The 19,605-nt window shown below is 75.8% G+C and carries 14 protein-coding genes; 4 read left to right on the forward strand and 10 right to left on the reverse strand.

What is annotated here, in order from left to right; all coding sequences use genetic code 11:
- Positions 1-25: 25 nt before the first annotated feature.
- Positions 26-2,308 carry a maltose alpha-D-glucosyltransferase gene (gene treS / locus GC089_RS08550; RefSeq protein ID WP_155377339.1) on the reverse strand — a complete coding sequence of 761 codons (2,283 nt, stop codon included), beginning with the start codon at positions 2,306-2,308 and terminating at the stop codon, positions 26-28.
- Positions 2,309-2,387: 79 nt separating this feature from the next.
- Positions 2,388-3,647, reverse strand: coding sequence for an MFS transporter (locus GC089_RS08555; RefSeq protein ID WP_155377340.1), 1,260 nt, complete (start codon positions 3,645-3,647; stop codon positions 2,388-2,390).
- 197 nt (positions 3,648-3,844) lie between these two features.
- Here GC089_RS08555 and GC089_RS08560 point away from each other — a divergent pair, with 197 nt between their 5' ends.
- Positions 3,845-4,411 (forward strand): TetR/AcrR family transcriptional regulator, encoded by a 567-nt coding sequence (locus GC089_RS08560; protein ID WP_155377341.1) that lies wholly within the window; start codon positions 3,845-3,847, stop codon positions 4,409-4,411.
- 112 nt (positions 4,412-4,523) lie between these two features.
- Positions 4,524-5,990, forward strand: coding sequence for an amino acid permease (locus GC089_RS08565; RefSeq protein ID WP_155377342.1), 1,467 nt, complete (start codon positions 4,524-4,526; stop codon positions 5,988-5,990).
- 21 nt (positions 5,991-6,011) lie between these two features.
- Here GC089_RS08565 and GC089_RS08570 read toward each other — a convergent pair whose 3' ends face one another.
- From GC089_RS08570 to GC089_RS08580, 3 genes are all read right to left on the reverse strand, one after another.
- On the reverse strand, positions 6,012-6,662 hold the full coding sequence (locus GC089_RS08570; RefSeq protein WP_230685156.1) for a fructosamine kinase family protein: 651 nt from the start codon (positions 6,660-6,662) through the stop codon (positions 6,012-6,014).
- Positions 6,663-6,993: 331 nt separating this feature from the next.
- A complete protein-coding gene (locus GC089_RS08575) occupies positions 6,994-8,259 on the reverse strand; it encodes an arginine deiminase (protein WP_155377343.1) in 1,266 nt (421 codons plus the stop codon).
- 29 nt (positions 8,260-8,288) lie between these two features.
- Entirely contained in the window at positions 8,289-9,818 is a 1,530-nt protein-coding gene (locus GC089_RS08580) for a basic amino acid/polyamine antiporter (RefSeq protein WP_155377344.1), read from the reverse strand.
- Positions 9,819-9,953: 135 nt separating this feature from the next.
- Here GC089_RS08580 and GC089_RS08585 point away from each other — a divergent pair, with 135 nt between their 5' ends.
- Together GC089_RS08585 and GC089_RS08590 are read left to right on the forward strand one after the other, a co-directional pair.
- Positions 9,954-10,937, forward strand: coding sequence for an aldo/keto reductase (locus GC089_RS08585; RefSeq protein ID WP_155377345.1), 984 nt, complete (start codon positions 9,954-9,956; stop codon positions 10,935-10,937).
- Positions 10,938-11,392: 455 nt separating this feature from the next.
- Positions 11,393-14,032 (forward strand): LuxR C-terminal-related transcriptional regulator, encoded by a 2,640-nt coding sequence (locus GC089_RS08590; RefSeq protein ID WP_155377346.1) that lies wholly within the window; start codon positions 11,393-11,395, stop codon positions 14,030-14,032.
- A 2-nt stretch (positions 14,033-14,034) separates the two neighbouring features.
- Here the strand turns inward: GC089_RS08590 and GC089_RS08595 are convergent, their stop codons facing one another.
- Genes GC089_RS08595 through GC089_RS08615 form a run of 5 tightly spaced genes read right to left on the reverse strand, consistent with a single transcriptional unit; the run spans position 14,035 to position 19,605 of the window.
- Positions 14,035-14,721 (reverse strand): hypothetical protein, encoded by a 687-nt coding sequence (locus GC089_RS08595; RefSeq protein WP_155377347.1) that lies wholly within the window; start codon positions 14,719-14,721, stop codon positions 14,035-14,037.
- Positions 14,631-15,287: a hypothetical protein gene (locus GC089_RS08600; protein WP_155377348.1), complete on the reverse strand. Its 657-nt coding sequence runs from the start codon at positions 15,285-15,287 to the stop codon at positions 14,631-14,633. Before GC089_RS08600 ends, GC089_RS08595 begins: the two co-directional genes overlap by 91 nt.
- Before the next feature lie 29 nt (positions 15,288-15,316).
- Positions 15,317-16,894 carry a S8 family peptidase gene (locus tag GC089_RS08605; RefSeq protein WP_155377349.1) on the reverse strand — a complete coding sequence of 526 codons (1,578 nt, stop codon included), beginning with the start codon at positions 16,892-16,894 and terminating at the stop codon, positions 15,317-15,319.
- Positions 16,891-19,269 (reverse strand): S8 family serine peptidase, encoded by a 2,379-nt coding sequence (locus GC089_RS08610; RefSeq protein WP_155377350.1) that lies wholly within the window; start codon positions 19,267-19,269, stop codon positions 16,891-16,893. Before GC089_RS08610 ends, GC089_RS08605 begins: the two co-directional genes overlap by 4 nt.
- Before the next feature lie 12 nt (positions 19,270-19,281).
- Positions 19,282-19,605, reverse strand: a complete 324-nt coding sequence (locus tag GC089_RS08615) for a hypothetical protein (protein ID WP_155377351.1) — start codon at positions 19,603-19,605, stop codon at positions 19,282-19,284.

The raw sequence follows: 19,605 nt of genomic DNA on the forward strand, positions 1-19,605 counted from the left end.
CGACGGGGCGCGCCGCGCGACCTCGTCACGGGTGCGTCGGCGCCGCGGCGTCGTGCTCCCGCAGGTCCGTCAGCAGCAGGAAGCGCCCGCCGTACGGCTCGAGCGTGATCGGGAAGCTCTGCAGGTCGTCGACGAAGGCGACCTCCTCGCCGGTCGCCGCGTCCCGCACGCCGGACTGCGGCTGCAGGGCCGCGGAGTGCACGGTGCCGGCCACCGTCTCGCCCGTGAAGTTCAGCACCGTGACCTGCACGGGCGCGTCCTCGCGGCTCGCGTCGCCGCCGTCCAGGCGGTGCACGAGCACGAGCATGCCGGGCTGGGCGACGTCGGGGACGTCGATCTGCGTGGCGACCGCGACGTCGTGCTCGCTGCGGATGCGCAGGACCTCGGCCAGCCGGGAGGCGAACGAGCGCGGGTCCTGCAGCTGGTCGGGCAGCGACCCGTACAGCGAGCGCCCGCGCGGCATGCCGGCGGACGACGTGGTCGCCTCCGGCGCGTGGTCCATGAGGTCGTGGGCGCCCCGGTGCAGCCAGCGCGTGTCCCCGGTGCGCAGCAGGTCCTCGACGGCCTGCGCCGGCACGGGCAGCATGCCGAGCAGGTCCCAGCCGGACAGGGCGAAGACGCCGGGCTGCCACGCGTTGAACATCGCCAGCAGCAGGTGCGCGCGGCGGATGTCCTCGACGTGCTCGTCGCGGATGTCGTCGAGCGCGCGGTGACCCTGCACGGCCGCGATCACCGACGCGGTGGTGCACGCGATGCCGTTGGTGGTGAAGACGCGGTTGTACTCCGCGGCGGGCTCGGTGAGGGCGGCCGTGAGCTCGGCACGGACGGTCTCCGCGAGCTCCTGCCCGGTGACCTGCCGGTACCGGAACGGGTAGAGGTCGTCGCGGTGCAGGGTCGCCCAGTGCACGAGCTCGTAGGTGAGCTCGTCGTGGTTCTGCAGCCCGTGCACGAGGCTGACGGGCTCGACGCCGACCTCCAGGCTCGCGCGCAGGGTCAGGCGCAGGAACTCGGTGCTGCCGGTCGCGAGCGCGTGGTGGTACGCGGGCCGGTTGACGAAGTCGTAGGACAGGTCGGCCCCGACGCTGCCGGTGTCGCGGATGTCCTCGATCGTGAGGTTGAGCTCCTGGAACGTGAAGCCGCCGACCTTGCGCACCATGCCGGCGATGACGTGGTTGGCCGCGTGCGACAGCGGGTGCCCCTCCGACCAGGCGGGCAGCCCCTCGGTGCTCTTCTCCACCCCGAGGAACCCGTTGGCGTCCAGGCGCAGGGCGTGCGAGCCGAGGTCGCCCAGCGAGTGCAGCGCGTCCCCGATGACCAGGCGCATGCCCGCGAACGTGGGGTCGAGCCAGTTGATCGACGGCTGCCCCTGCTTGAAGTAGTGCAGGTAGACCCAGCGGCGGGTGCGCCCGTCGACGCCGACCACGGGCGCGGTCGCGCTCCAGTTCGTCTCCTTGACGCCCGGGGCGTAGAAGATGACGCGCTGCATGGCGCCGATGATGTAGCCGTGCTCGGCGAGCTTCGCCTCGGCGACGGCGTCGAGGTTGACCGCGTCCTCGCCCTCGGGCACCTCGGGCAGCAGGTCCCAGTCCTCCGGCGGGATCTCCACCATGTGGTAGATGCCCGGGTAGTCCTCGTAGGCCATCTCCGCGAGCCGGAAGTCCGCGCCCTTGCCGGTGTGCCCGGGGACGATGTCGTCGATCACGCTGCCGCCGTGGTGGTCGGCGACCTCGCACAGCCGGCGGAACTCGTCCTCGGTGCCGAAGACGGGGTCGATCGCGGTGCTGATCCGGTCGAAGTGCCCGTCGACGCTGGGCGTCTCCTGCAGGCCCCGGATCCCGCCGGCGCGCTTGACGGGTCCGGTGTGGATCGCGTCGATCCCGATCGTCTGGAACGTCTGCCACAGGTCGTCCTCGCCGAGGGCACCGAGGAACGACTGCCCGGGCCGCGTGATGAGCGAGATCGGGTACGCGGTGAACCACACCGACGCCGTGCGCAGCGCGCGGCGGGCGTCGGGACGGGCGTACGGGTTGCGCCACATGGTGGGCTGACCGGACAGCTGACGGCTCAGGACGTTCGCGTCCGCGAGCATCGACTGCCCGACGAGCCACTGCACGTACGCGGGGTTCGAGCCGTCGGCGGTCCGGGGGTCCGACACGCGGCGGCCCAGCCCGCCGCGCAGCTGCGCACGCGGGCGCGGCTGCTGGCGCAGCGGGGCGGGCCGGGCCGGGAACCGCTGCTCGTCGTAGGTGACCTCCGGCGCCTCGTGCTCGGTGGGCACGACCGTCCCGTCCTGCGCCTGCTCGTCCACGTGACCGCTCCGCTCTCGTGCTGCTGCTTCCCGCCCTGACGTTGCCCTGTCCGGCGCGTTCGCGCGCGGCGACGTGCCGTCAGGTGCCGGCGACGGGTGCCGCGGCGGGCCCTGCGCCGGCCGGTGCGCCCGCCGCCGGCTCCTGCCGGCCGCGACCTGCGACGAGGACCCGTCCGACGAGCGCGACGACGACGCCGGCCGCGACGACGCCCAGCAGGCCGACCCGCAGGCTCGTGGCGTCCGCGACGAGCCCGACGACCGTGGGGGAGACGAGGAAGCCGACGCGCAGCAGCCAGCTGACGACCGTGAGGCCCACGCCCGCGGGCAGCCCGGGCAGCTCGTCGGCGGTGTGCATGACCGCGGGCACGAGCGTGGCGACGCCCAGACCGGCGAGCGCGAACCCGACGAGCGTGCTCGCGAGGGACGGCACGCCGAGCGCGATTCCCGTGCCCAGCGCGATCGCGACCCCGCCGAGACGTGCGACGCGCCGCTGGCCGAACCGGTCGACGACGCGGTCGCCCGTGAGCCGGCCGACCGTCATGGCGACCTGCAGCGAGACGAACGCCAGGCCGGCGGCGGCCGCGCCGGTGCCCACCTCGCCGCGCAGGTACAGGGCGCCCCAGGACGAGCCGGCGTCCTCGACGAACGCACCGCACGCGGCCAGCACGCCCAGCGCGGCCAGCAGCAGCACGGTGCGACCGGCGACGTGCCGCAGCGCCCGGGCACGGGGCGAGGGGTCCGCGTCGTCGCTCCGCTCCGCGTCCTCGGGGCCGCGCAGCAGGAACCGGTGCGCGAGCACCGCCACGACGGCGAACACGGCGGACGTGGTGGCGACGTGCGCGGGCAGCGGCACCTCCAGGCCCGCCGCCGCCGACCCGAGCAGCCCGCCGAGCACCGCGCCGACGCTCCACAGCCCGTGGAACGCGTTGACGATCGAGCGCCCGTAGAGGCGCTGCACGCGGAAGCCGTGGGCGTTCTGCGCCACGTCGACGACGGCGTCCACCGCGCCGGCGAGCAGGAACAGGCCCGCCAGGACGACCCAGCCGCTCGCGAGCGGGACGGCGGCGACGGCCGCGGCGAGCGCGACCAGGCCGACGGAGGCCACCGCGGCCGAGCCGAGCCGCTGGATCAGCAGCGGTGCGAGCAGGCCCGCGAGCAGCGCGCCGAGGGGCATCGCCGCGATCGCGGTGCCCAGCTCGGCGTTGCTCAGGTCGAGGCGGTCCTTCACCTCCGGCAGCCGCGGCACGAGGTTCGCGTAGAGCACCGCGTTGACGAGGAAGACCGCGGAGACGGCGACGCGGGCACGCCGGGCGACGGCGGGGACGGGCGAGGCGGGCATGGCGCTCCGAGGCGGGGGCGGGTCCGGGGGCGGGATCGTCGGGCGCGACCGGGCGCGTGCCGTGGTGGAGGGGCCGCGCCGGGCGATGTGTTCAACTGTACACAGCCGGGCTAGGCTCGCCGCATGGCCCAGGACGACGTCGCCGTGGCCGATCCCGCGGGCACCGCCCGGTACACCGGCGCGCAGGGCGGGGGACGGTGAGCGAGCGGCGCGTGCGCCGCCACGACCCGGGACGGCGTGAGCGGATCCTCGACGCGTGCCTCGACGTCGTCGGCGAGGTCGGGGTCGCGGGCGCGACGACCCGCCGCATCGCCGCCGCCGCGGACGTCCCCCTCGGCTCGATCACCTACCACTTCGACGGCACGGACGCCCTGCTGCACGAGGCCTTCGAGCGCTTCGCGCGCCGGGTGAGCGACCGGTTCGAGGCGTCCCTGTCGGGCGCCGCCGACGTCGAGCAGGCCCGCAGCGCCGTCGTCGACCTCATCACGGTCGACGTGCTGACCGACCCGCAGGAGCTCGTGCTGACCCACGAGCTGTACACGCTCGCGGCGCGGGACCCCCGCTACCGGCGCCTCACGCACGCGTGGATGGCGCGCAGCCGGCACGCCCTCGAGCGGCACTTCCCGCCCGCCACGGCGCGCCTGCTCGACGCGCTCGTCGAGGGTCTGACCATCCACCGCGCGCTCGACACCGAGCCGCACGGCCGGGACGAGGTCGTGCGGGCCGTCGCGCTCGTCACCGGGGCGGACCGGGACCTCGGCTGAGGTCGTCCGGGTCGGCACGAGCGGTGGACGCGACGCCCGGCGGCGGTGATGCTCGGACGGCAGGCGTCCGACGGCGCTCCCGCGTCGTCGGCGCGTCCGGGGGGAGCACGACATGGCCGTGTCGAGGCAGCAGGGGTCCGTCTGGCGGCGCATGCCGGTCGAGCGGATGGACGAGGTCGAGGCCGCGAGCGGCGCAGGCCGGCTCACCAGGAGCCTCGGGCTCTGGCAGCTGACCGCGATCGGCGTCGGCGGGATCATCGGCGTCGGGATCTTCTCGCTCGCCGGGCTCGTCGCCCACGGGGACGCCGACAACCCCGCGGCGGGGCCGGCGGTGCTCGTCGCGTTCCTCATCGCGGGGCTGGCGTCCGCCGCGGCAGCGCTGTCGTACGCGGAGTTCGCCGGCATGGTCCCGCGCGCCGGCTCGGCGTACACCTACGGGTACGTCGCCCTCGGGGAGGTCGTCGGCTGGTTCATCGGCTGGGACCTGCTGCTCGAGTACATCGCGATCGTCGCGGTCGTGGCCATCGGCATCTCGGGCTACCTCGAGGCGTTCCTCGGCGGGCTCGGCGTCGAGCTGCCCGCGGCCGTCACCGCGAGCGCGGAGGAGGGCGGGGTCGTCAACGTCCCCGCCGTGCTGATCTGCCTGCTCGTCACGTTCATCCTCAGCCGCGGGACACGGACCTTCGGCCGGTTCGAGCTCGTCGCCGTCGCCGTGAAGATCCTGCTGGTCCTGTTCATCGTCGGGCTCGGGGCCTTCTACGTCGACACCGGCAACTACGACCCCTTCATGCCCAACGGCTTCGGCCCCGTGCTCACGGGTGCCGCGACCGTGTTCTTCGCGGTGTTCGGCTACGACGCCATGTCGACCGCCGCGGAGGAGGCGACCGACGGGCGCCGGCACATGCCCCGGGCCATCGTCCTGTCCCTCGTCGTCGCGATGGTGCTGTACGTGGCCGCGACCCTGGTGCTCACGGGCCTGCAGAGCTACGAGGACATCGACCCGACCGCGGGCTTCGCGTCGGCGTTCACGAACGTCGGCCTGCCGGTGGTCGCCAGCGTCATCTCGGTGTTCGCGGTGCTGTCGATCCTCACGGTCATGCTCACGTTCCTGCTCGGCGTCACGCGCGTGTGGTTCTCGATGAGCCGCGACGGGCTGCTGCCGCCGTGGTTCGCGGGCGTCGACCGGCACGGCACGCCGCAGCGGGTCACGTGGATCGCCGGCGGCGGGGCCGCGCTGCTCGCCGGCGTGTTCCCGATCCGGGCCGTCGCCGACCTGACGAACATCGGCATCCTGTCCGCGTTCGTCGTCGTGTGCGTCGCGGTCATCCTGTTCCGGTACACGCGCCCCGACGCGCCGCGCGCGTTCCGGCTCCCGCTCATGCCGTTCGTCCCGGCGTTCGGCGTCGTGGCGTCGGTGTTCCTCATCCTCCAGCTGCACTGGGAGACGTGGCTGCGCTTCGGCGTGTGGCTCCTGATCGGCCTCGTCGTCTACTTCGGGTACGGGCGCCGGCACTCGTTGCTGAACCCGGACAGCCCGCACCACGTCCGGCGTGCCGCGACGGGAGACCCCGGCACCTGAGCCGTGCGCCGGCCGGGGTCGTCAGCGCCCCCGGGACCGGCGGAACGGCGCGAGCACCGCGCGCGCCTGGTCGGCGTGGCCCCAGTCCGGCTCGAACTGCGCGACGACCGCCAGGTTCTGCCGCAGGTGCAGCAGCGGCATGCGCGCGCGCCAGCCGCCGTCCAGGCCGGTCAGCTCCGCGTAGACGTCGAAGAAGCGGGCCGCCTCGGGCGGGTGGGGGCTCGACCACAGGTGGGACAGGTCGACCTCGGCCCACGCGTACGAGACGGCCGGGTCGATGAGCGCCGGTGCGCCGTGCGCGGACAGCACGTTCTGCGACCACAGGTCGCCGTGGGTGAGGCACGCCGGCGCCGCGGGCAGCAGCTCGGGCAGCGCCGCGCACAGCCGCTCGAGCGCGGCCCGGTCCCGCTCGTCGAGGGCGGCGCGCACGCGCGGCTCGTGCAGCCAGCGCAGCAGGCGACGCTCGGCGAAGAACCGGTGCCCGTCCTCCTCCCACGTGTTGTCCTGGCGCATCCGTCCCAGCCACGTGTCCCGGTGCCAGCCGAACCGGTGGGCCCGGGTGCCGGTGTGCAGCGCGGCGAGGTCGTGCGCGAGCCGCTCCCAGAACGCCGGGGTGTCGGTGCGCGGCTCCAGCGCCTCGAGCACGAGCAGGTCGGGGCGCACGAGGTGCACCCGCGGGTCCGGACGCCGCCGAGCCGGGACAGCGCGCCCAGCCCCTCGGCCTCCGCCTCGAACACGTCGCCCGGCGGCTGGGCGAACGTCTTCGCGAACACCGGTGGCCCCTGCGTGCGGCGGGCCAGTCCCGCGACGGCGGCGAGCCCGCCGCCGGCGTGGTCGACGACCTCGACGTCGGTCAGGCCGGCACGGTGCAGCCGGTCGAGCAGCAGCGCGGTCCCCGTCGCGGTCACGCCCGCAGGGTAGCCGCGCGCCGGTCGCACGAGCCCCCGCGGGACGCCCTGGCGCCCGCGCCGCGGCACCGGGACGAGGCGCGCAGCGCCCGCGGTCAGGCGACGGGGTCGCGCACCAGCGGGCACGTCATGCAGTGCCCGCCACCACGGCCGCGGCCCAGCTCGCTGCCGACGATGGTGACGACCTCGACGCCGGCGCGGCGCAGCGCGGCGTTCGTCTGGGTGTTGCGGTCGTAGGTGAAGACCACCCCGGGGCTGACGGCGACGGCGTTGTTCGCGCTGTCCCACTGCTGGCGCTCGGACGCGTAGACGTCGCCCGCGGTCTCGACGACCCGCAGGCGCGGCAGCCCCAGCGCGCGGGCCACGACGTCGACGAGGGGCGTGTCGCCCTCGTCGACGAGCTCGAGTCCGGGGGAGCGGTCGGACGGCAGGAGCGTGAAGGCGTGGATGCCGTCGACGATCGCCGGGTGCACCGTCACGAGGTCGTGGTCGGCGAACGTGAACACGGTGTCGAGGTGCATGGCGGCCCGCAGGCTCGGCATGCCGGCGACGACGACGCGGTCGACGACCCCCTGCTCGAAGAGCGCGCGCGCGACCTGGGTGATCGCCTGGCGGGACGTGCGCTCGCTCATGCCGACGAGCACCGAGCGGTTGCCGATCGGCATGACGTCGCCGCCCTCGAGCGTGGCGCGCCCCCAGTCCTGCTCCGCGTCGCCCCACCAGACCGTGGCGTCCCGGTAGCCCGGGTGGAACCGGTAGACGGTCTGCATGAGCAGCGTCTCGTCGTGCCGCGCCGGCCAGTAGAGCGGGTTGAGGGTGAGCCCGCCGTAGATCCAGCAGGTGGTGTCGCGCGTGTACAGGGTGTTCGGCAGCGGGGGCATGAGGTACTCCGCGGCGTCGGGGGACTCGCGGGCCAGCGCCAGGTAGTCGTTGCGCACGTCGGCGGGCAGGTCGCGCGTGGACAGGCCGCCGATCAGGAAGCGGGCCAGGTCGCGCGGCGCGAGCTCGTCGAGGAAGGCGCGGGTGCCGTCGACGAGGCCGAGGCCCACCGTGTTCGCGACGATCTTGCGGTCGAGCAGCCACGCACGCGCCTGCGGGATCGCGACCGTCTCCGCCAGGAGGTCGTGCAGCTCGACCACCTCGACCCCCCGGTCGCGCAGCTTCTCGACGAAGTCGAGGTGGTCGCGCTGCGCGGCCTCGACCCACAGGACGTCGTCGAACAGCAGGTCGTCGGAGTTCCTGGGCGTGAGCCGCTCGTGGGCGAGCCCCGGTGCGCAGACGAGCACCGTGCGCAGGCGCCCGACCTCGGAGTGGACGCCCAGCGCTGACGTGGCCGCCGGCGGGTCCTGCGTGGTGCTCATGCGGTCTCCTTCGTGACAGGGACGGGACGTCAGAGGTGGATCCACCCCTGGGCGAGCGCCACGACCGCGACGACGGCCATGACGCCGACCACCCCGCACAGGACCAGCTCGCCGGGGTGGAACACCCGGCGGCCCTGCTCGCGGCGGGTGAGGACGAACAGCACGGTCGACGGCGCGTAGAACAGGAACGAGACGAGCAGCAGGGTGGGACCGGCCGCGTAGACGAGGAACGCCGTGTAGACGGTCGCCAGCGCGGCCACGACGCCGTCGCGCACCGGCGGGCCTGCCGCGGCGGGGTACGACTCGCGCGTCAGCACGAGCTTGAGGGCGTACGCCGCCGCCAGCAGGAACGGGACGAGGCTCAGCGACGCGGTCAGGTCGAGCGCGAAGTCGAAGGCGTCGCGCGAGAAGAGCGTGACGACGAGCACCAGCTGGGACAGACCCGTGGTCAGCAGCAGCGCGTTGACGGGCACGTCCCTGCTGGTCGTCCGCGCCAGGAAGCGGGGCAGGTCGCGGTCGCGCGCCGCGACGAGCAGCACCTCGGCGGCCATGAGGCTCCAGGCCAGGTACGCGCCCAGCACCGAGACGATCAGCCCGACGCTGACGAACGTGCCACCCCAGCCCCCGACCGCCGCCTCGAGCACCCCGGCCATCGAGGGCTGCCGCAGCTGCGCGATCTTGGCCATCGGCAGGACGCCGTACGAGACGACCGTCACGGACGCGAACACGGCGAAGACGGCGAGGAACCCGAGCACGGTCGCCCGTCCGACGTCCTCGCGGCGCCGTGCGTGCCGCGAGTAGACGCTCGCACCCTCCACGCCGAGGAACACGAAGACCGTCACGAGCATCGTGTCGCGCACCTGCTCGAACACCGGCCCGGTGTAGTCCGCGCCGTGCAGGTTGTCCGCCAGCACCGACGGGTCGAGCACGAACAGCGCGAGCAGCACGAAGACGACGATCGGCACGACCTTGGCGATGGTCACGATGCGGTTGATCGCCGTCGCCTCGCGGATGCCGCGGCGGATCAGGAGGAAGAACAGCCACAGCCCGACCGACGACAGCACGACGGCGAGGACGGTGTCACCGGCGCCGAGCGCCGGTGCGACGGCACCGAGCGTCGACGTGATGAGCACCCAGTAGGTCACGTTGCCCACGCACGCGCTGGCCCAGTACCCGATGGCCGAGTAGAAGCCCGGGAGCTCGCCGAACCCCGCCTTCGCGTACGCGTAGACGCCGGCGTCCAGCGCGGGCCTGCGCACCGCGAGCGTCTGGAAGACGAACGCCAGCATCAGCATCCCGCTGCCGGCGACCACCCAGGCGACGAGCGCTCCTGCGACACCCGTCTCCTGCGCGAAGCGCCGTGGCAGCGAGAACACGCCGGCGCCGACCATCGACCCGACGACCATCATGGTCAGCGTCAGGCGGCTCACCGTCGCCGTGCGGGCGGCAGCGGTCTCGTGCGTCGTGCTCACGGCCCGACCTCGCAGACTGGGCGGCCGCGGCGCGTGCCGCCCTGGCTGAGGGAAGTGCGACGAACAGGGCGTACCGACAGCGAGCATCGCACAGGGGACCCGCCGCCCGGCACCCCCCGGCGATCGCTGCGCTCGCGAGGCCGTGCGGTGCGGGGGACGCTGGGCGTCGACGCCGTCCCGGAGCGCGCCGGGGCGGGTGCGGCACGCGACGAGGGAGCGAGCATGGAGCACCGCCGGCTGGGACGGACGGGCCTGACCGTGTCCGAGATCGGGTACGGGGCGTGGGGGATCGGCGCCGCGATGTGGGTCGGGGCCCGGGAGGACGAGTCGGTCGCGGCGCTGCACCGGGCGATCGAGCTCGGGGTGAACGTCATCGACACCGCGCGCGGGTACGGCGAGAGCGAGCGGATCGTCGGGAGCGTCGTGCGCGACCACGCGGACGTCCACGTGGCGACGAAGGTGCCGCCGCGCAACGGGATCTGGCCGGCGCCCGCCGGTCTGCACCCCGACGAGACGTTCCCCGGCACCCACATCCGCGAGAGCCTCGAGACGAGCCTGCGGGCGTCGGGCCTGGAGGCGTTCGACCTCCTGCAGCTGCACGTCTGGAGCGACGACTGGGTCGGCAAGGGGGACTGGCTGGAGACGGTCGCGGCGCTGCGCGACGAGGGCAAGATCCGCTTCTTCGGGGTGTCCGTCAACGACTACCAGCCCGAGAACGCCCTCGAGCTCGTCCGCAGCGGCGTGGTCGACACCGTGCAGGTGATCTACAACCTGTGGCACCAGCGGCCCGAGGAGCAGCTCCTGCCCGCGTGCGCGGAGCACGGCGTGGGCGTGATCGTGCGGGTCGCGCTCGACGAGGGCGGCCTGACCGGCCGCGTCACGAGCGGCAGCACGTTCCCCGACGGCGACTTCCGGAACACGTACTTCGGCGGTGGCCGGGCCGCGCAGGTCGAGCAGCACGTCGACGCCCTCGTGCGCGACCTCGGCATCGAGAGCGACCAGCTGGCGGACGTCGCCCTGCGGTACGTGCTCGACCACCCGGCCGTGTCGACCGTCATCGCCGGCATGCGCACCGTGCGCAACGTCGAGCGCAACGCGGCCACGAGCGACGGCCGCCGCCTCACGCCGGAGCAGCACGAGGTGATCCGGCGGCACCGGTGGGAGCGGAACTTCTACCGGCCGGCGGACGAGCGGCGACCCCGGTAGGACGAAAAGGGCGAAACGGACGATTCACCCCACCCTCTCCTACCGGGCCCGCGCGCCCCGGGAGTAGCGTCGACGCGCGGCCGGCGCCGCAGGGGGCTCGGGGGCGGGCATGGCACAGCAGGACGACACCGCGCAGGACGCCCGGTGCGCACGCGCGTGCACCCCGTCGCGGGGCACCGTGCCGACGCACCCGCTCGCCACGACGTCCGGGTCCGCGACCGCGACGCGCTGCGGGCCCGCCCCTCCGGCGGTGCCGACCTGCGGGTGGCGCGGCACCACCTGACGTCCGCACCGGACGTGGGCACGGGGCAGGGACGCCCCGGAGCCTCGTCCGTGCGTGCTGCTCCCCGTGCCGGGGACGACGTGAGCACGACCGGGAGACGGGGCGCGTCCGGTGCCCAGCGACCCGCTGCCCTGGCGCGGGCACGCGCGCCTCGGCCCGGACGAGGGGGAGCATGGACCGGCGACCCACCGACGCCCGCGCGCAGGCGGTGCGCGTGCGGGCGGGCGTGCACGGGCGGCTCGACGGCGGCCGCGACGGCACGGCAGGCGCCCCACGCGCCGGCGCGGCGCTCAGCGGCTCCGCCGCGCAGGTGCTCACCGCCGTCGCGGACCCCCGCCGCTCGGGCGTCCTCGTCGTCGGGGAGAGCGGGAGCGGCAAGTCGTTCGTGCTGCGCCAGGTGCACGCGCGCCTGTCGGCGGGTGCGGCGGGCACCGGGACGCTGGTCCGCCCTCCCGCCGTCGACGAGTCCGCCTTCTGCAGCCTCCTGCGCGGTGCCGCGACGGAGCCCGGGTCCGGCCCGCGCACCGAGCGGCACCAGCGGGGCGGGGCCGTCGTCGCCGTCGACGACGTGCACCTGCTCAGCCCGTCGGCGCTCGCCTCGCTCGCGGAGGCGCTCGACCGCAGGACCGTCCAGCTCGCCGGCACCGTCCCGGCGGCCCACGCCCCGCAGGTGCTCGACCTGCTGCGTCCGCTCCAGCCGCTGGGCGTCGTCGAGCTCGCCCCGTGGCGCGCGCGGGACCTCGCGGCCTACGCGGCACGCCGTCTGCGCGGCGGCCACCTCCACGAGGAGTCCCTGCACCGGCTGCTGCGCTTCTCCGGCGGCAACGCGCGCGTCCTGACCGAGCTCGTCGACCACGGCCTCGAGGTCGGCCGGCTGCGGTGCGAGCACGGGACGTGGGTCTGGGACGGCCAGCTGCAGGCACCACCGCTCACCCGGGTGCGGCTCGGACGCGAGCTCGCCCGCCTCGACCCGGACGTGAGGGACGTGCTGCACGCGGCCGTGCTCGTCGAGGGCGTGGAGGTGGACGACCTGGCGGCCGCGTTCGGCGTGAGCGCCGTGGAGCGCGCCGAGGAGTCGGGCGTGCTGCACGTCGCGCCCGTCGGGACCCGCCTCGACACGGCCGTCCGACCCGCGTACGCCGACGTCATCCGCACGCAGATGGTGCAGGTCCGGCGCCGGCGGCTCGCCCGCAGCCTCGCCGCCACCGTCACCGCCACCGCCGCGCACGCCGCGCCCGCGCAGGGGCCGGACGCGGTACGTGCGGTGCTGCTGTCGCAGCTGGCCGGCCGGCCCGTCGACGCGTCGTTGGTCCTGCCCGCCGCCCGCTGCGCGCTGCACCGGCACGACCCGGAGCTCGCCGAGCACCTCCTCGCCGGCGCGGGGTGCGACGCCGAGTCGGCCGAGCTGCGGGCCGCGGCGCTCGTCGAGCTCGGCCGCTACGACCGGGCGGCGGACGCGCTCGCGCCGGACGGCGCCGTGCCTCCGGACGCACCCGGCGGGTCGCGTCTGGCGGCGCACCGCGCGGCCATCCTCGCCCTGCGCGCCGGGGCACGCCCACCGGCCGCACCTCCCACCGCACCGTGCGACGACGGCGCGCGCGCCGACGCCCACCGACTGCTCGTCGACGTCTGGTTCGGCGACCGGCTGGTGCCGCTCGCCCAGGACCGCGCACCGGTGCACGACGGCCTGGTCCTGCTCGCGGGCGCGGGCGCGTGCGCCCAGCTCGCCCGGCTCGACGCGGCGTGCGCGCTGCTCGCCGGCACGGGCACGGCCGGTGGCACGACACCGCTGCCGCGCGCGGCCGGACCGGCGGTGCGCGCGCTGTGCGAGCTCGCGCGCGGCGCCGTGGGCGTCGCGGAGACGCTCGGGGAGGACCTGCGGCGCACGGGGATCGACGAGGGGTGGCCCCTGGCCTACCAGCTCGGCGCGGTCGTCGTCGGCCGCTGCGCGCTCGACCGGGGGGACGTCGCGCGGGCGACCGTCCACCTGGGCGAGGCGTCGGTCGGACGGCCGGACGTCGACACGGTGCTGCGGGGGTACGCGCTCGCGCACCTGGCCCTGGCGCACGCGGCGGCGGGCCGCACCGTCGAGGCGGAGGCGGCGCTGCGTGAGGCGCGCCGCACGGAGCGGGACGTGGTGCCGCACGCGCTCGTCGACCTCGCGCGGCTCGCCGGTGCGGAGAGCCTGCACGTGCGGGGGCTGCACGGGGCGGCCCTGGAGGCCGCCGCGGCGGTCGCGCGGGACGCGCAGCACCACGGGCACACGCTCGTGCACCTGCGCGCGCTGCACCTGTGCGCCCGCGTGGCACCGTCTGCGCACGTCGCCGAGAGCACGGCCGCGGTCGCCGCGCGGGCGGACTTCGCCCTCGCCGAGGTCTACGCCCGCCACGCCCGCGCGGCGGCCGACGGCGACGGCGCGGCGCTCGGCCAGGTCGCCCTCGACTACGAGGAGCGGGGGCTGCACTGGCTCGCCGCCGAGACGGCGGCCGCGGCCGTGCGGGCGGGCGGCGGGGCCGGGACGACCGCGGCGCGGCGGTGCCGTGTCGTCCTCGACCGGTTGGGCCACGCCCTTCCCGCCGGCCTGCCGGGCTGGTGGCTGCGGCCGGAGGACCACGCGGACCCGCTCACGGAGCGGGAGCGGGAGGTGGCCGAGCTCGTCGCCGCGGGCAGGACGTCGCCCCAGGTCGCCGCGCTGCTGCAGGTCTCACCGCGCACGGTCGAGAACCACCTGCAGCACTGCTACCGCAAGCTCGGCATCGCCGACCGCGGTCAGCTCGCCGAGGCCCTCGGCCGGGCCGCGCAGCGCCGCTGAGGTCAGCGGGTCGCCGTCGTCATGGCCTGCAGCACCGCGGCGGCGACCTCCCGTCCGGCGACGGTGCCGTGCGTCGGGATGAAGTCGTCGGACAGCAGGTTCGTCACCCGGCCCGGGGCGAACGCGTAGCGCGTGCCGACCGCGCCGAGCCGGCCCGGGGGCTCGGTGACGGCACGCGTCCGCAGCGCACCGTTGCGGCCGATGCCGCCGTAGACGTCGTCCGCACCGCCCAGCCCGGCCGCCACCTGGTTCGCGAGCCGGGACGCGATCGCGTACGCCAGACCCACCGCCGTGTCGTTCTTCGTGTGGGTGACGACCAGCGGACCCGCCAGGCGCCCCGGCACGGCCTGGAACAGCCCGCGGCTGCCACGCCCGTCCCAGTCGTCGGCGAAGCCGTAGTGGCTGAAGGCGCCCTGCAGGAGGGTCACGGAGGACACCGGCGCGGTGGCCGACAGCGCGGCGGCCGCGGCGACGCGCGCCCCGAACGAGTGCCCGACCAGGTGCACCCGCACCGTGCGCCCCTGCCGCCGGCTCTCGCCGACGAGCGCGTCGAGCAGGGGTCCGACACCGCGCGTCCCCACCGTCCCGGCCCGGTCCTTCATCGTGTAGTAGGTGACCGTGTTGAGCAGCTTGCGCGCCCCCTCGAGCAGGGAGCCGAAGCCGAAGCCGGCCTGACCGCCGCCCGCCACGGGTGCGTTCTCCAGGTCCGTGGCGCTCGCGGCCAGGGCGAAGGCCTCGTCGGCGTCCGCAGCCGGGGCGCGCAGCGCCGGCGGAACGGGGTCGTCGTCGTCCACGTCCTCGACGGGGGCAGCAGCGCCCGCAGCACCTGCAGGTACTCCGCGCGTGCGGGCGCCGAGTCGCGCAGCCGCGGCACCAGCGCCTCGAGCCGGGCCGCCGCCGCCGGGTCCTCGACGCGGTCGGCGATGTCGGCCTGCAGGGCGGCGGCGGACTCCGCGGCGCTCGCCCCGCCGCCCGCGACGTCGTCGGCCCACCGGATCGAGGGCCACAGCACGCCGACGACACCGATGCGCAGGTCCCCGGCCCCGTCCACCTGCGGGCGCACGCCCTCGAGGCTGGTCATGAGGCGGTCGTACATGCGCCGCGCCGCGGGGACGTCGTTGTTCCAGCCGTGCACGAGGAGGAGGACGTCGCCGACGTGCTCCTCCTCGAGCATGGTCAGGGCCGCGTCGACCTGCCGACGGTCGTGGACCGAGCCGTCCTTCTCGAGCTCGACCTCCTGGTACGGGAACGTCATGGTGCTGTCTCCTTCGCCGGCTCGTGCGGTCAGATGCTCTGGATGGCGCGCATGGCGTCGACGAGGCCGGCGCCCTGGAAGGTGCGAGCCCGTCCGAGGTCGCTCGCGGTGCTCATGAGGATCCGCTTGACGTCGTCGGGGCGTCCCACGAACTCCCGGTGCACGGACAGGAACGCCGCGGCGACGCCCGAGACGTGCGGCGCGGCCATCGAGGTCCCCGAGTTCTCGACGTACGTCGCGTCGTCGACGCCCTGTCGCGCCTCGGCCAGCAGCGCACCCGTGCCCGCGCTGAGCACCCGCTCGCCCGGGGCGACCAGGTCGGGCTTGAGGCGCCCGTCCCCGGTCGGGCCCTTCGACGAGAAGTAGGAGATGCCCGTCGAGTGCGGCGAGGTCGACGTGGCGCCGACGGTGAGGGCCTGCTCGGCGTTGCCCGGGTCGTTGATCGTCATGTCGAAGCCCATCTGGACCTGCCGGCGGCGGCTGTCGAGGGCGTACCCGCCGCCGGTGTTCCCGGCGGCGACGACCACGACGACCCCGCTGCGCACCAGGCGGTCGACCTCCCGGCACACCGGCGTCAGGCCCGTGGCGAACCACTCGGGGCTGAACGGGTAGCCGACCGAGAGGTTGACGCCGTGGACCTGCAGGTCCGCGCCGCCGCGGTTGAGGGTCTGCACGTACTCGAGCGCCTCGAGCAGCGCCGCGACGTCGCCGGAGCCGTCCGCGCGCAGGACCTTGCAGGACACGAGCCGGCACCGCGGGGCCATGCCCGCCACGCGGCGCAGGACGACCCGCTCGACGCCCGTCGCGTCGTCGCCGGTGCGGTACCAGGTGGCGGCGACGACGGGCGCGGGCTCGTCGGAGCCCGGTGGACGGGCGTCCGTCTGCTCGCCCGCGATGATGCCCGCGACGTGCGTGCCGTGGCCGGCCTCGTCCGTCAGCGCGTCGTCGTCGGTCGTGCCGGGCACGAAGCTGCGGTGCAGGTCGCCGTCGAGCGTGCCGTGCGTGCGGAAGTGCGCGTGCTCGCCGTCGATCCCCGAGTCGAGGACGGCCCACACGACGCCCTCGCCGGAGGCGTCGAACGAGCGCTGCGCCGCCGCGCACTTGGTCGTGACGACGGTGCGGTGGATGAGCACGTGCGTGCGGAAGTTCGGCCAGATCCGGTGCACCGCGCGGCGCGGCGCCCCCGGACGCACCGGCACGCCCTGCCGCGGGTCCCCACCGGCGGCCGCGGCCGCGCGCGCGTCCCGGGCCGCGTGCTCGTCCGCGTGCACCAGGTGCCGGATCTCGTCCGCGGTCAGCTCGACCGTCAGGTACAGGGTCGTGGTGCGCACCGGCCTGCCGGGCGCGACCTCCCCGAGCAGCGTGCGCGCGTCGTGCGCCGCCCCGGTGAGCCCGCCCGGGTGGAACGTGTTGAGCTCGATCGTCACGTCGAGGAGGTCGGCGGTGCCGGCCTCGGCCATGCGGTCGGCGAGCGGCCGGGCGAGGACCGAGTCGGCGACCAGGCCGGGGGAGGACCGCACCGTCGCGCGCACACCGGCCGGGACCGGCCCCGGCGCGCGGGTGACGTCCGACGGGTCCTCGCCCTCCGGCCCGGACGGCCACCTCATCGCGTCACGACCAGACCCGCGGCGGCGAGCTGCGCCTCGAGGCCGGCCAGCCGGCGGCGCAACGGCAGGTCGGCTGCGCCCGTCGCTGCAGCGCCGGCCTGCGGTGCGGACGGCGGCTGCGGTCCCGAGGGTGCGGAGGGCGCGGGTGCAGCGGCCGGGGCCGTGGACGCCTCGAGCAGGCCCGCCGCGACGAGCTGCTGCCGCAGCCGCTCGAGGGCGGCCTCGATCGCGAACCGTGCCGCGGCGGGCTCGTCGGCGCCCTGGTCCTGCCCCGGCCGGCCCTCGTCGTCGAGCGCGAGGGCGCGCACGGCGTCGGGCAGGCCCGCACCGGTGCGCGTGGCGTCGCCGAGGTCGAGCGGTGTCGCGGACCCGCGCAGGATCTCGAACAGCCGGTCCACGCGGGCGCCCGTGCGCAGCGCGAGCCCCGGCGTCCGGAAGTCCGGGTGGTGGGCGAGCACGAGGGCCGCCAGCCCGGCGACGTGCGGCGTCGCCATGGACGTGCCGTCCCACGCGGCGAAGCCGGCCGGGGGCACGGACGAGACCACCGCCACCCCGGGCCCGCACACGTCGACCTCCGGGCCGTGGCAGGAGAACCGGGCGGCGAAGTAGTCGTCCCCGTCCGTCCTGCCACCGGGCAGCACCTGCTGGGCGTGGTAGCTGTCCGCCGGGAACTCGTCGTGCCGCCCGATCGCGGCGACGGTGAGCACGTCCGGCGAGGACCCGGGGAACTGCACCGGCCCGCCGGAGTTGCCGGCTGCGACGATGCACGCGACGCCCTGCTCCCGGGCCTGCGCCAGCTTCTGCAGCAGGAGCTGGGAGGTCCCGCCGCTGCCCAGGCTCATGTTGACGACGTCGACCTGCTGCTCGATGCAGTAGTCGACGGCCTCCAGCAGGCTGCTGACGCGGCCGCCCGGGAAGATCCGCACGTGGTGGACCTCGGCACCCGGCGCGAAGCCGCGGATCCCGCTGCCGTCGTCGGCGCCCGCGACGATCCCGCCGCAGTGGGAGCCGTGGGCGATGACGTCGTCGGTCCACCCGGTGGGGTTGGCCGGCACGGTCGTGAGGTCGACGCCGCCGCGGACGGCGCCGAGGTCGCCGTGGGTCCGGGCCGCCGCACCGGAGTCCACGACGGCGACGCGGACGCCGCGGCCGTCGAGCTCCCGCGGCACCCGGTCGAGCCGCATCGCACGCTGCCCCCACCCGAGCAGCTGCTCGGCGGGGAAGCCGGGGAACGTCTCGGTCAGGGAGCGCAGGGTGACGGTGTTCGTCGCCCCCGCGACGAGCGCCGGCTCGTCCACCCACAGCGACCAGTGGTCGCGCTGCGGGTTGACGTACAGCGCGCGCAGCGTCGCGTCCGTCTCCCCGGCGAGGGACAGGGCGACGGTCCCGGTGCCGTCCGTGCGGCCCTGCGCGGGCACGCCGCTGCCGTACAGGTAGACGGCGGCACCGGTGACGGGTGCGCCGTCGGCGCCGCGCACCTGCAGCCGCCACTCGGTGGCGGTGCCGAAGGGCACGAACGCCGCCGGGTCGGTGGCCGCGGCCCCGGGCAGCGGCACGGGGCTGGGGTGCACGGGGACGTCCTCCTCGAGGACGATCTGCGGGTGCGTGGCCAGCTCGGCCGCGGTCGACGGCGGCATGGCGGCCACGACCACGGTGCGCAGGGTCGACGCGCCCGTCTGCTGCAGGACGAGGTCGCGGGGGACGAGCTCGGTCACGACGTCGACGGCCGGGTCGGTCCGCAGCTGCTCGACCACCCAGCCGAAGTCGAGCGGTCCCGCCCCCATCGGGGCGATCCCCTCGTCCTGGGCGACCAGGTACCTGCGGGGGCGTGTGCGCACCGGCGCGGCGTGGTCGGTGCCGCCGGTCCCGGACGCGGTGGGTTCGGACATCGTGGACTCCTCGTCGGGTCGTGCGTGGTCGCACGGGTGGTCGGGGTGTGGTGGGGACGTGGTGGTCGGGGGTCGGGGGTCGGGGGTCGTCGGGAGCTTCGGTCGGGTGGCCCGGTCGGGTGGTTCCGTCGGGTGGCCGCCGGCGGAGCGGACGCGCCGGGTCGCGCCGGTGGCCCGGGTCCGGGCGCCGGCCGCGGTGTGCCGCGGCCGGCACCCGCACCTCACACCGGCGGCGGTGGAGGTGGTGGGGGAGGACGTCGGGCAGGGGGTGTCCTGCTCGACGACGACGAGGCGCGCGAGCGCCGCCGCGAGCGCCTCGGCCTGGTCCGCGTGCATGGTCACGACCAGCCGCGCCGGTCCGGCGCGACCGGTCGTGACGGCGACCACGTCCACGTCCGGGTCCGCCGTCAGGAGCTCCTCGACCGCGCGCAGCACGGTCGGCTCACCCCCGACGAGGAACCGCTCGCGCGGGTCCGGCGGGCACACGCGGCACCGCCCTCAGGGCTCGGGGATCGTGGCGTCGGAGCGGCGGACCGCCTCGATCGCCGCGAGCACCGCCCGCGCCCCGTCGTACGGGTCCGCGGTGCGGCCCGCCCGGTGCTGGGCGACGGCGTCGCCGAGCACGGGCAGCACCGTCGCGAGCGCCGGGTGCGCCGGGGTCTGCTCCCGCAGGTACCCGTACAGCTCCGCGAGCACCGCGCCGGCCTCGTCGTGGGTCCGGGAGCGGACGGACGCGGCCGCGCTGCCCGGGCTCGCGTCCGCCGGGTGGAACGACGAGCCGACGCCGTGCCCGTCCCCGTCCGGTCGCGTGAACGTGATCAT

Source organism: Cellulomonas sp. JZ18, assembly GCF_009720485.1.
Taxonomy (GTDB): Bacteria; Actinomycetota; Actinomycetes; order Actinomycetales; family Cellulomonadaceae; genus Cellulomonas.